The sequence below is a fragment of the Brevundimonas sp. 357 genome (genome assembly GCF_003938605.1).
Classification (GTDB): Bacteria; Pseudomonadota; Alphaproteobacteria; order Caulobacterales; family Caulobacteraceae; genus Brevundimonas.
In genome coordinates this window covers 129,575-145,177 of the sequence record NZ_RHWX01000009.1, presented here as the reverse complement: position 1 = coordinate 145,177, position 15,603 = coordinate 129,575, and the positions used below count along the sequence as shown (strand labels likewise).

General features: G+C 67.8%; 14 protein-coding genes and 1 pseudogene. 5 read left to right on the top strand and 10 right to left on the bottom strand.

Annotated features, from left to right (window positions below; all coding sequences use genetic code 11):
* Window positions 1-162 precede the first annotated feature (162 nt).
* From EGK63_RS09965 to coxB, 6 genes are all read right to left on the bottom strand, one after another.
* The gene (locus EGK63_RS09965; protein WP_046652137.1) at window positions 163-1,041 is read right to left on the bottom strand and encodes a cytochrome c oxidase subunit 3; all 879 of its coding nucleotides are present in this window, start codon (window positions 1,039-1,041) and stop codon (window positions 163-165) included.
* 42 nt (window positions 1,042-1,083) lie between these two features.
* Entirely contained in the window at window positions 1,084-1,659 is a 576-nt protein-coding gene (locus EGK63_RS09960; protein ID WP_087141734.1) for a cytochrome c oxidase assembly protein, read from the bottom strand.
* A 5-nt stretch (window positions 1,660-1,664) separates the two neighbouring features.
* On the bottom strand, window positions 1,665-1,919 hold the full coding sequence (locus EGK63_RS09955; protein WP_125901211.1) for a hypothetical protein: 255 nt from the start codon (window positions 1,917-1,919) through the stop codon (window positions 1,665-1,667).
* Between the two features lie 5 nt (window positions 1,920-1,924).
* Entirely contained in the window at window positions 1,925-2,902 is a 978-nt protein-coding gene (gene cyoE, locus EGK63_RS09950; RefSeq protein ID WP_125901209.1) for a heme o synthase, read from the bottom strand.
* Between the two features lie 65 nt (window positions 2,903-2,967).
* A complete protein-coding gene (gene ctaD, locus EGK63_RS09945) occupies window positions 2,968-4,614 on the bottom strand; it encodes a cytochrome c oxidase subunit I (RefSeq protein WP_087141731.1) in 1,647 nt (548 codons plus the stop codon).
* 23 nt (window positions 4,615-4,637) lie between these two features.
* A complete protein-coding gene (gene coxB, locus EGK63_RS09940; RefSeq protein WP_125901207.1) occupies window positions 4,638-5,609 on the bottom strand; it encodes a cytochrome c oxidase subunit II in 972 nt (323 codons plus the stop codon).
* Window positions 5,610-5,873: 264 nt separating this feature from the next.
* Here coxB and EGK63_RS09935 point away from each other — a divergent pair.
* From EGK63_RS09935 to tldD, 4 genes and pseudogenes are all read left to right on the top strand, one after another.
* Window positions 5,874-6,185 (top strand): annotated as a pseudogene (locus EGK63_RS09935) (PadR family transcriptional regulator); the annotation flags it as partial.
* Between the two features lie 116 nt (window positions 6,186-6,301).
* The gene (locus EGK63_RS09930) at window positions 6,302-6,868 is read left to right on the top strand and encodes a DUF1700 domain-containing protein (protein WP_125901204.1); all 567 of its coding nucleotides are present in this window, start codon (window positions 6,302-6,304) and stop codon (window positions 6,866-6,868) included.
* Window positions 6,869-6,892: 24 nt separating this feature from the next.
* Window positions 6,893-7,672 carry a GIN domain-containing protein gene (locus EGK63_RS09925; RefSeq protein ID WP_125901203.1) on the top strand — a complete coding sequence of 260 codons (780 nt, stop codon included), beginning with the start codon at window positions 6,893-6,895 and terminating at the stop codon, window positions 7,670-7,672.
* A 109-nt stretch (window positions 7,673-7,781) separates the two neighbouring features.
* Window positions 7,782-9,212 carry a metalloprotease TldD gene (gene tldD / locus EGK63_RS09920; protein WP_125901201.1) on the top strand — a complete coding sequence of 477 codons (1,431 nt, stop codon included), beginning with the start codon at window positions 7,782-7,784 and terminating at the stop codon, window positions 9,210-9,212.
* On the opposite strand, the gene mnmH is transcribed toward tldD, so the two are convergent.
* From mnmH to EGK63_RS09900, 4 genes are read right to left on the bottom strand one after another with little or no spacing between them, the layout of a single operon-like run.
* Window positions 9,209-10,273: a tRNA 2-selenouridine(34) synthase MnmH gene (gene mnmH / locus EGK63_RS09915; protein ID WP_165906577.1), complete on the bottom strand. Its 1,065-nt coding sequence runs from the start codon at window positions 10,271-10,273 to the stop codon at window positions 9,209-9,211. The two genes, tldD and mnmH, sit on opposite strands and share 4 nt — an antisense overlap.
* On the bottom strand, window positions 10,273-11,328 hold the full coding sequence (gene selD / locus EGK63_RS09910; RefSeq protein WP_125901199.1) for a selenide, water dikinase SelD: 1,056 nt from the start codon (window positions 11,326-11,328) through the stop codon (window positions 10,273-10,275). The genes mnmH and selD overlap by 1 nt, the downstream gene beginning before the upstream one ends.
* Window positions 11,329-11,359: 31 nt before the next feature.
* Window positions 11,360-12,313 (bottom strand): TraB/GumN family protein, encoded by a 954-nt coding sequence (locus EGK63_RS09905; protein WP_165906576.1) that lies wholly within the window; start codon window positions 12,311-12,313, stop codon window positions 11,360-11,362.
* A 37-nt stretch (window positions 12,314-12,350) separates the two neighbouring features.
* On the bottom strand, window positions 12,351-13,328 hold the full coding sequence (locus EGK63_RS09900) for a TraB/GumN family protein (protein ID WP_125901195.1): 978 nt from the start codon (window positions 13,326-13,328) through the stop codon (window positions 12,351-12,353).
* Between the two features lie 144 nt (window positions 13,329-13,472).
* Between EGK63_RS09900 and EGK63_RS09895 the strand changes: the two genes are divergently transcribed.
* Window positions 13,473-15,521 carry a TonB-dependent siderophore receptor gene (locus tag EGK63_RS09895; protein ID WP_125901193.1) on the top strand — a complete coding sequence of 683 codons (2,049 nt, stop codon included), beginning with the start codon at window positions 13,473-13,475 and terminating at the stop codon, window positions 15,519-15,521.
* Window positions 15,522-15,603 lie beyond the last annotated feature (82 nt).

The following is a 15,603-nucleotide window of genomic DNA, read 5'->3' as shown; positions in this document are numbered from 1 at the left end:
CCGCCCACCCCCTCTATCAACCCCCTCCCCCGGGGGGGCTGGTTCTTTTGTTTAAAACCCACCCCCCCTTGCCCCCGGCGCTACGGGGGGCCAACAAAACAAATGGGGGGGGGGGTTTGCGCCCCCGCGCCGACGAAAGCTCAACTTGTCCGTCGCGTTCGATCAACCGAAGACGACGTACATGAAGACGAAGAGGAACAGCCACACCACGTCGACGAAGTGCCAGTACCAGGCGGCGGCTTCGAGGCCGAAATGCTTCTGCGGGGTCATCTGACCGGCGTAGAGGCGCAGCAGGCAGACGGCCAGGAAGATGGTGCCGACCAGGACGTGGAAGCCGTGGAAGCCCGTCGTCATGAAGAAGATGGAGCCGTACAGCTTCGACTGGGCCGCTTCTTCGCTGAAGAACAGGTGGCCGTGCAGGATGTGGTAATATTCATAGGCCTGAACGCCGGTGAACAGCACGCCCAGCAGGACGGTGATCAGCAGGCCCAGCTTAGCGCCCTTGCGGTCGCCGCCGATCAGGGCGTGGTGCGCCCAGGTCAGGGTCGTGCCCGACAGCAGCAGGATGACCGTGTTCATGAGCGGCAGGCTCCACGGATCCAGCAGCTCGACGCCCTTGGGCGGCCAGGTCTGCCAGGCGGTCGCCGTATCGGCCCAGTTGCCGACTTCCGGGATGATCGTGCGCGCTTCGTTGAAGATCGCCATGTCGAAGAACATCCAGAAGAAGGAGACGAAGAACATCACCTCCGACGCGATGAACAGCACCATGCCGTAGCGCAGGCCGATGCCGACGACCGGGGTGTGGTCGCCCTTCTTGGATTCCTTGATGACGTCGGCCCACCAGCCGTACATCGTGAACAGCACGCCCGCGAGACCGGCGAAGAACAGCCACTTGGTACCTTCCGGCAGACCGAACAGGCCCTTCATCCACATCACGGCGCCCACGAACATGATGCAGGCGGAGAAGGAGGCGATCAGCGGCCAGGGGCTCGGATCGACCAGATGGTAGTCGTGTTGCGGTTTCGCGTGAGCGTCAGCCATTCCCAAGGTCTCTGAATTAAGGCGAGAGTCGTTTGAAGAGGGCTATAGCCCCCGCTCTCCGGCTTTGCCAACAGCAGAGTCGTTCGCAACGGCCTGCTGAAAGCCTTTGGTTGGAAAGAAGGTGTAGCTGAGGGTGATTTCGCGCACCCCCTTCACCTCGGCGTCGGTCGCCATCTCAGGCGCGACGAAATACTGCATCGGGAAGGAAACGGTCGCGCCCGGCGCGATCTCCTGCCCCTCGAAGCAGAAGCACTGCAGCTTCTGGAAGTACGGACCGGCCCGCTCGGGCACGACGTTATAGGCCGCCGTGGCGTGGATCGTCTGGTTCGAGGTGTTGGTCACCTCGAAATAGGCCATGCCCGTCTCGCCGATGCGGACCTTCTGGCTGAACTGCTCGGCCTTGAAGGTCATGGGCAGGTCGCGGACGTTGGTGTCGAAACGGATCAGGACTTCCTGGTCCAGAATCGTGGTCGGCGCCGCCTCGGCCTTCATGGTCGTGCCGTCAAAGCCCGTCACCTGGCAGAACAGCCGGTACAGCGGCACGGCGGCGAAGGCCGCGCCCGTCATCAGGATGACCAGGGCCGCGCACAGCAGCGCGACCGAATTCTTGTTCTTCACAGCCCTCAAGGCTCCTGGGTTACAGGCGCAGGAGCGTCCGGCTGGACCGGCGCCGGAAGGGCCGGATCGGCCCTCTCCAGCGTGGCCAGGGCCGCCGCCTCGGCTTCATGCCGCGCCTGGTTGTTGGCGTGCATGCGCGACACCGTCACGGTGTAGACCAGGGCGATGAAGGCCAGCAGGCCCAGGGCGATGGCCACGTTGCGACGCTTGCGCGCACGAACCTGTTCATCGTTCAGCTTCAGGTACTGGAGGTTGGACATGGGATTCAGACTCCGACGCCCGACAGATGCTCGACCAACAGGGCCGAGAACAACGCCATCAGGTACAAGATCGAAAAGGCGAACAGGTTGCGGGCCGGTTTGGCCTCGACCCGGACGTCATACAATGCGGCCTCTCGCCCCACGGCCTCGGCCTTGTCGGGCTGGTCGCCGGCGCGCGAGCGCCACAGGCGGAAGGCCAGGGCCAGGAAGCCCAGCCCGCCCGCGACCGACACCACCAGATAGATGGGGCCGCCCAGGCCGGTGAAGGCCGGCGCGATCGCCACCGGCACGAAGGCCAGGCTGTAGAGCAGGATCTGCAGACGGGTCGACTTGGCCCCGCGCGCCACCGGCATCATCGGAATGCCCGCCTTGGCGTAGTCGCCGGCCGAATAGAGGGTCAGGGCCCAGGTGTGCGGCGGCGTCCACATGAAGATGATCAGGAACAGCAGCCAGGCCTGCCACGGCGCGTCGCCCGTCACCGCCGCCCAGCCGATCACGGGGGGCAAGGCCCCTGCCGCGCCGCCGATGACGATGTTCTGGGGCGTCCGGCGCTTCAGCACCAGGGTGTAGAGCCAGGCGTAATAGACGATGGTCAGGGCCAGCAGGCCGCCCGCCAGCCAGTTGGTCGTCATGCCCAGCAGCATGACCGAAAAGACCGACAGCACCATGCCGAAGGCGATGGCGTCGTTCTTGCGCACGCGGCCCGCCGCGACCGGACGGCCGCGCGTGCGCCGCATCAAGGCGTCGGTCTCGCCCTCGACCGCCATGTTCAGCGCGCCCGCCGCGCCGGCGCCGACGGCGATGCACAGAATGGCGATGACCGCATTGACCCAGCTCAGCTGACCCGGCGCCACGACCAGGCCCGTCACCGCCGTGAACACCACAAGCGACATGACGCGCGGCTTCAACAGCTGGAAGAAGTCTTCCGGCTGGGCCGTGGTGACGAGGGGCGTTTCGCGGGTGGGCTGTTCGGTCATGGTCATAAAAAGCGTTAAGGCCGCCCCTCCGATTACGGAAGGGCGGCCTCTCCGGGTCTATCCGATAAGGATCAGTGGTTGTCCGCCTTGACCACCGGCAGTTCGTTGAACTGGTGGTGCGGGGGCGGCGAGGACAGGGTCCACTCCAGCGTGGTGGCGCCTTCGCCCCACGGGTTGGCCTCGGCCTTGCGGCGACGGATGGCGGATTCCAGCAGCAGCACCAGGAACACGCCCACGCCGATGATGGTGATCAGATAGCCGACCGACGAGACGTGGTTCCAGTAGGTGAAGGCTTCCGGATAGTCGACGTAGCGACGCGGCATGCCCTGCAGACCCAGGAAGTGCTGAGGGAAGAACACCAGGTTCACGCCCACGAACATGATCCAGAAGTGAGCCTGAGCCAGGAACTCGTTGTACTTCACCCCGAACATCTTCTCGTACCAGTAGTAGAAGGCCGCGAAGATCGAGAAGATGGCGCCCAGCGACAGCACATAGTGGAAGTGCGCCACGACGTAGTAGGTGTCGTGCAGGCTGTAGTCGATGCCGGCGTTCGACAGGACCACGCCGGTCACGCCGCCGACGGTGAACAGGAAGATGAAGCCCATCGCCCACAGCATGGGCGCCTTGAAGGTGATGGAGCCGCCCCACATGGTGGCGATCCAGCTGAAGATCTTCACGCCCGTGGGCACGGCGATGATCATGGTCGCGGCCACGAAGTAGGCGCGCAGGTTCACGCTCATGCCGACCGTGTACATGTGGTGCGCCCACACGATGAAGCCGATGAAGCCGATGGCGACCATGGCGTAGGCCATCGCGAGGTAGCCGAAGATCGGCTTCTTCGAGAAGGTCGAGACGATGTGCGAGATCATGCCGAAGCCCGGCAGGATCATGATGTACACTTCGGGGTGGCCGAAGAACCAGAACAGGTGCTGGTACATCACCGGGTCGCCGCCGCCGGCCGGATCGAAGAACGACGTGCCGAAGTTACGGTCGGTCAGCAGCATGGTGATGGCGCCCGCCAGAACCGGCAGCGACAGCAGCAGCAGGAAGGCCGTGATCAGCACACCCCAGGCGAACAGCGGCATGCGGTGCAGGGTCATGCCCGGCGCGCGCATGTTGAAGATGGTGGTGATGAAGTTGATCGCGCCCAGGATCGACGAGGCGCCCGCGACGTGCAGCGAGAAGATCGCCAGGTCGAACGACGGTCCCGTGTGGCCCATGGTCGACAGCGGCGGATAGGAGGTCCACCCCCCGCCGAAGCCGCGGCCCGGCCCGCCGTCGACGAACATCGACAGCACCAGCAGCACGAAGGCGAAGAAGATCAGCCAGAACGAGATGTTGTTCAGGCGCGGGAAGGCCATGTCCGGCGCCCCGATCATGATCGGGATGAAGTAGTTGCCGAAGCCGCCCATCGTCGCCGGCATGACGACGAAGAACACCATGATCAGGGCGTGGGCCGTGACCGTGACGTTGTAGCCGTGCTTGGAAGCCTCGACGATCCCCAGTTGCTGGATGATCGTGCCTTCCTTGAACAGCTGGATGCCCGGCTCGGCCAGTTCCCAGCGGATCAGGCCCGACAGGGCGCCGCCGACAAGGCCGGTGAAGATGGCGAACACCAGGTACAGAATCCCGATGTCCTTGTGGTTGGTCGACAGGAACCAGCGGGTGAAGAAGCCCGGCTTATGGTCGTGTGAATCGTGAACAGCAGCGGTGGCCATGGGTCTGGGCTCTCGCGTCTCTCTTACTGAGCGGCCGGCGCGGCGTGCGCGGCGGCGGTTGCGGGGGCCGCAGGCGCGGCGTCGGTCGGGGCGGCGGCGGCGTCAGCGGCCGGAGCGGCGGGCGCTTCGGCGACGGCGGGCGCAGCCGCAGCAGCGGCGGCCGCAGCGTCATCGGCGGCCTTGGTCATGGAGCCGCCCTTGGAGGCGACCCAGGCGGCGAAGGCTTCCTGGCTCACCACCTTGACGTGGATCGGCATGAAGGCGTGGTCGACGCCGCACAGTTCGGAGCACTGGCCGTAGTAGTCGCCTTCCTTCTCGGCGCGGAACCAGGTCTCGTTCATGCGGCCCGGAACGGCGTCCACCTTGATGGCGAAGGCCGGCACGGCGACGGCGTGGATCACGTCCGAAGCGGTGATCAGCAGGCGGACGTTCTGACCGACCGGAACCACCATCGGTTCATCGGCGGCCAGGCGGTACAGATGCTTGGGCGCCTTGTCTTCCGGCAGCATGTTCGAGATGTACTCGGCCACGCCCTGGTCCGGATACTCATAGCCCCAGTTCCACTGGTTGCCGGTGATCTTCACCGTCACGTCCGAGTCCGGATAGTCGTGATAGGCGAACAGCAGGCGGAACGAGAACAGGGAGATGCCGACCAGGATCAGCACCGGCACCACGGTCCAGATGACCTCGATGACCGTGTTGTGGCTCCACTTGGCCGGGGTCGGGTTGGCGCGCTTGTTGTAGCGGATCGCGATCCACACCAGCAGCGCCAGCACCAGGACGCAGATCACGGTGATGACCGGCATCAGCACGACGTTGTGGAAGAAGTGAGCCTCGTGCGCCAGCGGCGCGGCGGCCGTCTGGAAGCCGAGACCAGCCGGCGTCGGCTGACCCAAAACATCCTGCGCCATCGCCGGCGCAGCGAAAATGGCGGCAAGGGCGGTCGCGGCGATACCGCCCCCCAACCGCGCCATGGCTCGCATGCCCATCCCCATTCGAGAAGTCCTCATAAACCGTTCTGCAGCAGACGTTTGCGAGCAATTCGCAAGCGTCGCCGGGCCCAGACGGACCTCGGCGTGTCATGGCCGGTCCTTATCGGCTCGAACCGCCCTTGCCAAGCGATCAAGCGCACCTATGGCGACCTCCGGGCAAAATGCGGTCGATTAAATCGCTGTCATGTTTGGCCAGCTACCTTGCACGGCAAGATACCTTGCGATACCCCTTAAGCACCCTAGAGAGGGACGCCCAAGAGGGACGCAATGCCCGACACCATCGACATCCAACTGAAGAAAGGCGTGCTGGGGCTGTGTGTCCTGGCGCTGCTCGCCCGACGCGACAGCTACGCCTATGAAATCGCCAGCCGCCTGTCCGACGCCATCGGCATGGGGGAAGGCACCATCTATCCGCTGATGCGGCGGATGCAGACCGACGGCCTGGTCGAGACCTATCTGGTCGAATCATCCAGCGGCCCGTCGCGCAAATACTATCGTCTGACCGCCGCGGGCCGCCGCGCCCTGGACGGACAGACCGGCGAGTGGCGGGCGTTCGCCCGCGCCGTCGAGGCCCTGATCGCGGGCGATGACGACGACAGCGTCATTGTCGCCGAGGCCCCGGCCGAAACGCCCGCCCTGCTCGATCAGAGCGCCCAAACCGAATCGACTGCCCAAGCTGACAGGGGAGAGAAGCAATGAACCGCGCGGAATTCCTGGCGCGACTGCGACGCGGCCTGGTGGGCCTGCCCGCCGCCACCGCCAATGAGATCGTGGCCGACTATGAAGCCCACTTCGCCGACGGCGCCGCCGCCGGGCGCAGCGAGGCCGAGGTGGCCGAGGCCCTGGGCGATCCCGACCGCCTGTCCCGCGAACTGAAGGCCGAGGCCGGCGCCCAACGCTGGCGTCAGGAGCCGTCGGCCTCCTCCGCCGCTGGGGCCGTGTTCGGCATCCTGGGCCTGGGTGCGATCGACATCCTGATCCTGCTGCCCATCGCCCTGCCCGTCTTCGGCACGGTGCTGTCCCTGCTGCTGGGCGGGGTCGGCGTCTTCATCGCCGGCGGCTTCGTCATGGTGGCGGGCGCCTTCATGGGCCTGCCGGGCGGGGCGTTGGCCGCCGCGCTGCTGGGCGTCGGCCTGATGGGCCTGGGCGTCTTCATGGTCGGAACCATGGCCCTGCTGACCAAGTGGCTGATCGACGCCACCGTCTGGTACGCCCGCCTGCACTACCGCGTCGTCAAACCCGCCCTGGAACCCCAGGCCTAAAGCCAGAGAGAGGAGAACACAGTCATGATCCGCAATCTGCTCATCATCTCCGGCGCGGGCCTGATCCTGGCCATCGTCGGCATCGGCGGCGCCTTCGCCGTGGGAGGCCGCGACCTGGCCCGCCACGACTGGACCTGGGTCATCACCGACGACGAGGCCGGCGACAGCGGCTTCACCGTCGAACGCGGCCAGGTCTCGCCCGACACCACCCGCACCATCGAATGGACCGGCGACGACCGCCTGGCGATCAACATCCCCGCCGACGTCGTCTACGACCAACAGGCTGAGACGCCGGGCATCACCGTCTCGGGCGCCCAGAACGTGGTCGAGCGGGTGCGCTTCTCCAACGGCCGTCTGACCCTGGACGAGGCCCCGCGCGGGGACCGCAGCTATGTCCGCTGGACCCGCACCGGCATTCGCGGCTGGAGCGAGACCGACGCCCTGAAGATCATCATCAAGGCCCCCTCGGTGAAGACCTTCGACCTCTCCGGCCCGACCGAGCTGAAGATCCGCGGCTATGACCAGCCGTCGCTGGAACTGACGCTGACCGGCTCGTCCGACGTGCGGGTCCAGGGTCGCACCGACGCCGTGACGGTCGATGTCTCCGGCGCCGGCGACGCCCGCATGGACGAACTGATCGTCGACGACGCCAAGGTCCGCGTCAGCGGCTCGGGCGAGGTCCGCGTCGGCCCCAGCGGCAAGGCCGAGGTCGACGTCTCGGGCAGCGGCGAAGTGCGCCTGACCCGCCGCCCCGCCGAACTGCGCCAGTCGGTCAGCGGCTCGGGCGAGGTGACGGAGGACTAAAGCGTCGCCCGCACGCGCATGACGCCGATCGGCCCCTTTCGCACGACGAGAGGGGCCGATTGCTTTTGCGGGCCGTGACGCCGGGCCTCGCAGCCCCTATCTAGCGTCCATGAGCACCGTCGCCTCCCCCTCCCCCATCCTCGACGCTGCGGGCCTAGCCCCGGACGAGGCCCTGTCGATCCTGCAGACCGCCCTGTCGGGCGCCGACGACGGGGAGTTGTTCCTCGAAAAGACCGAGAGCGAATCCCTGGTCTTCGACGACGGGCGGCTGAAGGGCGCCTCCTATGACGCGGTTGAGGGCTTCGGCCTGCGCGTCGTGGCGGGCGAGACCGCCGGCTACGCCCACGCCAATGAAATCTCCGCCGCCGCCATCCGCCGCGCCGCCGACAGCGCTGCGCTCGCCAAGCGCGGCTATGACGGAACCGCCGCCGAGGCGCCGCGCGCCACCAACCAGCGCCTCTATGATCCGGTCGATCCGCTGCTGGCCCCGGCCTTTTCGGACAAGATCGCCCTGCTGGCCGAGATCGACGCCTGGGCGCGCGCCCGCGATCCGCGCGTGGTGCAGGTCTCTGCCTCCCTAGTCGGCGAACGCCGCGCCATAGACATCCTGCGCGGCGACGGGCGGCTGCTCAGCGACCTGCGTCCGCTGGTCCGGTTGAACGTGTCCGTCACCGTCGAGAAGGACGGCAAGCGCGAAAGCGCCTCGTCCGGCGCAGGCGGCCGCGCGGGCTTCGAGGAATGGATCGCCCCCGAACGCTGGCAGGCTCAGGTGGACGAGGCCCTGCGCCAGGCCCTGGTCAATCTGGAGGCCGTCGACTGCCCGGCGGGCGAGATGGACGTGGTGCTGGGCGCCGGCTGGCCCGGCGTCCTGCTGCACGAAGCGGTGGGCCACGGCTTCGAGGGCGACTTCCACCGCAAGGGCTCGTCGGTCTTCACCGGCATGATGGGCAAGCGCGTCGCCGCGCCGGGCGTGACGGTCGTGGACGACGGCTCCATCGCCGGGCGCCGCGGCTCCCTGTCATTCGACGACGAAGGCACGCCGACCTCGCGCACCGTGCTGATCGAGGACGGGATCATGGTCGGCCTGATGCACGACCGGCTGTCGGCGCGCCAGCTGGGCGCCAACGCCACCGGCAACGGCCGCCGCCAGTCCTTCGCCCATACGCCCATGCCGCGCATGACCAACACCTTCATGGAAGGCGGCAAGGATTCGCAGGCCGACATGATCGCCAGCACCAAGCGCGGCCTCTACGCCGCCAACTTCGGCGGCGGCCAGGTGGACATCACCAACGGCAAATTCGTCTTCCAGTGCACCGAGGCCTATCTGATCGAGGACGGCAGGATCACCACCCCGGTGCGCGGCGCCACCCTGATCGGCGACGGCGCCACGGCCCTGACCCAGATCCAGATGATCGGAGACGACTTCGCCTTCGACCCCGGCGTCGGCACCTGCGGCAAGGCCGGTCAGGGCGTCCCCGTCGGCATCGGCCAGCCCAGCCTCAAGATCGGCGGCCTGACGGTCGGCGGCACGGCGATCTAACCGCCCCTCTCCCGGCGGGAGAGGGAAGCCGCAATTGCTTCCGCCGCACGGTCCAGATCAGCCTCAGCGCCGCCGTCCATCGTGATCTCGCCCAGATCGCGCGCGCCCGCCGACGCCCGGCGATAGGCCGGATCGTAGTGATCACGCATCAGGGCCGTCGCCAGGGCGCGCAGGTCGCCCGCCTGGGACAGGGCGCGCCACTGCGCGATCTGTTCGCGGCTGTGGTGGCTGGGCATCCGCGCCAGCAGGGCGTCGCGCAAGGCCGCATCGTCGGTCGCCGCCTGATAGTCGCGCAGCACCCGCTCGACCCGCGCCTCGAACGGGGCGGACAGGCGCAAGGCGGGCGCCGCCTTCATCGCCGCCCACAGCACCGGCGGCACCGTCAAGCGGCCGATACGGCTGGCCTCGGCCTCAATCACCACGGGGCGGCTCAGGTCTAGGGCGGCAAGCGCGGCGTACAGTCGGCTCTCAAACAGCTTCTGCGACGGCTGCTCCGCCTCGGTGCGCCCGAACAGGGAGCCGCGATGCGCCGCCAGCCCCTCCAGGTCCAGGCTCTGAACGCCGTGATCCGCCAGGCGGGCCAGCACCTCGGTCTTGCCGCTGCCGGTCAGGCCGTCCAGCAGGACCAGCTTCAGCGCCGGGGCCGTCTCCCCGTCATGCAGGGCGGCGGCCACCGTCCGGCGCCAGGTCTGATAGCCGCCCTCCAGCCGCGTAACGGGCCAGCCGACCTGCTCCATCACCGTGGTCATGGCGGTCGAGCGCTGCCCCCCGCGCCAGCAATAGACCAGGGGCTGAAACCCGCCGTCGCGGTCGCCCAGCGCCCCTTCCAGATGCGCGGCGATGTTGCGCGCCACCAGGGCCGCGCCCAGGCGTCGGGCGAGGAATTTCGAGGTCTGGACATAGAGGGTTCCCACCTCGGCGCGCTGGGCGTCGTCCAGCACCGGCAGGTTGATCGCGCCGGGCAGGTGATCCTCGGCGAACTCGCCGGGACTGCGCACGTCGATGACGGCGTCGTAGCGGGCCAGCGCCGCAAGCGACACGTCCGCCGTCAGCCGCGCCATCAGCCGCCCGCCTTCACGACCACGGAAGGCGCGCCCTCGCGCACGCGGCCGACGCGGCGCGCCGAGGCGAAGCCCATGTCCGCCACCAACGTCATCACCGCCTCGGCCGCCTCAGGCGCGACGGCGATCAGAAGACCGCCCGAGGTCTGGGGATCGGTCAGCAGGTCGCGCCGCCATTCCGGCAGCGCGGCGTCCAGCGTCATCGCTTCGCCATAGGCCGCCCAGTTGCGCACCGAGGCCCCGGTTCGCACCCCGGCCTGGGCCAGGGCGGGCGATCCGTCCAGAAACAGCGGCGCATCGGCGTCGATCTCGACCGTCAGGCCCGCGCCGCGCGCCATCTCGAGCGCGTGGCCCAGCAAGCCGAAGCCGGTCACGTCCGTCACCGCATGGACCCCGTCCATCGCCGCCAGCTTCGGCCCCGGCGTGTTCAGCCGGGTGGTCGAGCCGATCAGGGCCTCATAGCCGCCCGCCTCCAGCCGCCCCTGCTTGTAGGCGGCGCTCAGCACGCCGACGCCCAGGGCCTTGGTCAGGATCAGCACGTCGCCCGCCCGCGCGCCGCGATTGGTCAGCACCCGGTCCGGATGCGTCAGACCCAGGGCGACCAGGCCGTAAATCGGCTCCAGGCTGTCGATCGAATGGCCGCCCGCCACGGGGACGCCCGCCTCGGCGCAGACGGCCGCACCGCCTTCCAGCACCCGGCCGATGGTCTGGGGCGACAGCTTGCCGACCGGCATGCCGACGAGGGCCAGGGCGAAGATCGGCGTCGCCCCCATGGCGTAGACGTCCGACAGGGCGTTGGCCGCCGCGATCCGGCCGAAGTCGAACGGGTCGTCCACCATCGGCATGAAGAAATCGGTCGTCGCCACCAGGGCCTGCTGGTCGTTCAGCCGCCAGACCGCCGCATCGTCCGAAGTCTCGGTCCCCACCATCAGATCGGCGAAGGCCGCCGTGCGCGGTGTCGAGGCCAGGATGGACTGCAGCACGTCGGGCGCGATCTTGCAGCCGCAGCCGCCGCCGTGGGCCAAGGAGGTGAGTCTGGGTTCGATGTCGCTCATGTCCCCGGCGTCGGCCTTCGCACGCCGGGCGTCAACCGCCTTCGTGCGTGGCGGGCGAGATGCGCCATTCGGGACCGCTGACCTCCAGTCCCCTTGCCGCCGCCTGATCCAGCAGACCGCCAGCTTCCGCCGCGACGCTGATCGGCGTGACCATCAGGGTGGTCCGGGCGGCTGTCAGGGCGTCGGCCAGCGCCTCGCTCCACTGCGTGCGGCCGTTCCGGCGCAGATCCCCATCGGCGAACATGGCGCAATGGTCGACCGCCTGTTCCAACGGACTGGCCATAACCGCACGAACGTCCTGCCTAGCCCAGCTCGCGCCCCTCTGAGCCATGCCGTCCTTTCCCGCCTCGGTCGCGCGAATGGCGGCCGAAAGACAGGCGATCTGGTTGTCGTCCGGCACGGCGACGGCCTCGTCGACATGGCGAGCGTCCAAGTCTCCAACGTGAACCGTCGATTTCTTCGCCTTGCGCGCCATGGAGCGGACCGTCGTCAGCACGCCGCGCCCCGCGCCGCGCTCATAGGCCAGCCGGTCGTCCAGCAGATCGCGCGCAACGGCCACCAGCCCCCGGTCGGCGTAGTTCTGGCGATAGCGGGCGCCCAGGGCCTCCAGCCGGGTCAGTTGATCGGCTTCAAGATAGTCCGCTGTCGTCGCGCCATCCGGCAGACGGGCGCGAGCGCGGCGCATGCGCATGTAATCTCCCAGGCTCATCGTCGCCGTCTGGGACATGACGATGGCGTCCGCCTGTAACACCGCCGCCTCCAGCGCCTCGGGCCGCCAGACGATGTCGCGCGGCACGGCCGAGAGCGCCCCTACGATGATCACGACGCTGTCTCCGTTGCGAATCTCCCATGTCGGCGCACCCGATCGACGCGCCACCACGACGATGTCCTCAAGAGTCGTTGCGGCTTCGTCCTGAGCCTGGGTCAGCGTCCCCGACGCCAGAACTATCGCCGCTGCGAGAACCATTGCGCCTTTCGATCTCATGACGTCCCCTCCCCTTCCTAAGCCCCGTCCGACGTCTTCAGCCGCCCGAAGGCGCCGCCTTCCACTGCGGGCCATCCACCTCGAAGCCCTGGGCCTCCAGCGCATCCAGCACGCCGCCCGGCTCGGCCAGACGACGCAGCGGGGCGACGGCCATGGTCAGGCCGGGCTGGGTCAGGGCCTGGGCGATGGCGTCGGTCCATTCCGTGCGCAGTTGCGGCCCGATCTGCGGATCGCCCCAGGGCCAGCAGCGGTCCACCGCCTGATCGACCGGCGAGGCCAGCACCTCGGCCACCCGCAGCCCGCGCCAGGCCTCGGCCCGCAGACGCACGGCCTCCGGTCCCAGTTCGGCGGCCGACAGAGCCGCGCGCAGGCATTCGCGATGGGTCGCCGGCGGAGCGGAGATCAGGCTCTCCACCAGATCGGCGCCGCGCACCACCCCGACGGAGCGGATCGGCACGCGCGCCTTGCGGGCGGCGCGGCGCACGACGTCGTCGGCGCCGACCGGCCGGGCGTCCTTCTCGCCCGCCTTGTCCTTGAACAGGTCGATGGCCAACATCAGCAGACTGTATCGCCGCCACTGATCGGTCTTTTCGTCCGTCATCAGGGCTTCCAGCCGCGCCTGATCCTCGGGCGTCAGGTAGTCGGCGGTCGTCGTGCCTTCCGGCAGCCAGCCGATGGTGCGGATGCGCCACATCAGGCGCAGGACGTCGGCGGGCGAGGCTCGACCGCGCTGCGGGAACAGGATGCGGTCGGAACGGGCGGCGGCCTCCTCCAGCGCCTGGGCGCGCCATTCGAAGCCGCGCGGCGCCTCCTCGATGGCGCCGACCAGGATCATCACCCCCTCGCCGTCGCGTCGCACCGTCCACATCGGCGCGCCCGCCCGCCGGGCGGTGACGACCACCTCGTCCACGCGGGTCGCCGCCTCGGCCTGTTCTTGGGCGGCGAAGGCCGAGGACGGAGCCGCCGCAGCAAGAATGAGAGCGGCCAGGGCGAGGGAAAGAAGAGGAGCTTTCATGCCCTCATCCTAAGGGCTGAAAATTCCACCGCACGTGACTATTCCGTAATGCTGTCAGCGATTTAATCCACCTGTCGAGCTTGTAACTGGAGATCGAACCGCCACGCCGCCAAACCTCTGCCGGACACCGAGGGAGAGGACGAGATGAACACCAAGAGCGCACTGCTGGCGACCACCGCCCTGCTGCTGACCGCCGCGCCGGCTGCGGCGCTCGCCGCCGATGCGCCTGCCGCGCCCGCGCGCCAGTCGGCCGTGCCCGGCGATCAGGCGGTGCTGATCTTCACCCCCGACTTCTTCGCCGACGCCCGCCCCAACACGGCGCTGGACATGGTCAACCGAGTGCCCGGCTTCTCGGTCAACGACGGCGACGGGGCGCGCGGCTTCGAAGGCGCGGTCGGCAACGTCCTGATCAACGGCTCGCGCCCGGCGTCCAAGAACGACACCGGCTCCAACGTGCTGGGCCGCACCGTGGCCGCCCAGGTCGAGCGCATCGAGCTGATCCGCGGCGGCGCTCCGGGCATCGAGATGCAGGGCTATTCCGTCGTCATCAACGTCATCCTGAAGAACACCGCCAGCCGCGAACACATCGCCACCTTCAACGCCAGCCTGTTCGAAGGCGGCCAGGATCTGTTCGGCGGCACCTATCAGTTCACCGAACGCAAAGGCGACCGTACCTGGGGCGTGACGCTGGGCGACGGCATCTCCAGCAGCGACTCCAACGGCGCGGGACCGCTGCGTCGGGTCGGCCCGAACGGCGAACTGCTGCGCGCCGAGGATTACTACAACGACGGCTACGGCGGCGGGAACTCGATCCGGGGCAACTACTCCAGCCCCTTCCTAGGCGGCAAGATCGACCTGACGGCGCGCTACGGGATCAACGACTGGCACAACATCAACCGCCAGACCGCCCCGGACGTCCTGCGCGAGAGCCTGTATGACGAGGACGGCCACAGCGGCGAATTCGGCGCGGTTTACACCCGCCCGCTGTCCGAAAAGCTGAAGCTGGAAACCCGCTTCATTCATGAGTTCGGTGACTATGAATCAGTCTCAACCTCGCGTGGCCGCGTCTCCGGCGTCGAAAGCCCCGAGCAATTGTTCAACTCTGACGGCAAGTCCTCGGAAACCATCCTGCGCGGCCTAGTGCGCTACGAACGGTCGCCGTCGATGGACTTCGAGGCGGGCGGCGAAATCGCTTACAACATGCTGGAACGCGATCAGGCCTATTCCATAGGCGGCGTGCCGGAGCCGCTGCCTTCGGCCTCGGTCAAGGTCGAGGAAACACGCGGCGAACTGTTCGGCAAGGCCACCTGGCGCATCAATCCCAAGTGGACGCTGGAAAGCGGTCTGCGGCTGGAATCCTCGACCATCAGCCAATCCGGCGACGCTGATCAGGAAAAGAACTTCTTCTTCGCCAAGCCGCGCCTGCTGGCCACCTGGACCCCGGCGGCGAACAACCAGTTACGGTTGCGCCTGGAGCGGACGGTGGGACAGCTCGACTTCGGCGACTTCGCCGCCTCGGCCGAGTTCGCCGACGAGAACGTCTTCGGCGGCAATGTGAACCTGCAACCCGAATCCCGCTGGGTCGCCGAACTGACCTATGAAAAACGCTTCTGGGGCGAAGGCATCGTCAGCATCGGCCTGCGCCACGACGAGATCACGGACGCCATCGACGTCATTCCCCTCGAAGGCGGTTACGCCGCCGTGGGCAACATCGGCGACGGGACGCTGGATCAGCTGGTGCTGAACGTCACGGTCCCCACCGACAAGCTGGGTCTGTCAGGCGGCAAGTTCGGCTTCCGCAACACCTGGAACCATACCGAAGTCACCGACCCGACCACGGGCGAGATCCGTCCTATCTCCGGTATTCGCGCCAGCCAGGCGACCATCACCTTCCAGCAGGACATCACCAGCTGGAAACTGCAGTGGGGCGGCGCCTGGATCCCCCTGCTGGGCCAGAAGAACTATCGTCCGGACCAGATTTCGGGCTGGCGGGGCCACGACTATTACGAGCTGTGGGCCGAGTATAAGCCGACGCCGACCCTCTCGATCCGCGGCCAGGTGAACATCTGGGACGACTTCAACGTCGAGCGCACTGAATTCGGCGACCGCGAGACCCGGCCGATCGCCTTCGTCGAGAACCGCTTCATCGACCCGCGCACCTTCTATCAGATCCGTCTGCGCAAGACCTTCTGACGAACCGAAACCACGAACCCCGGAACCAGCCGGGGCCTTCCCCGGACAACTGAAAAGGGCGGCGCCTCCTGCGAGACGCCGC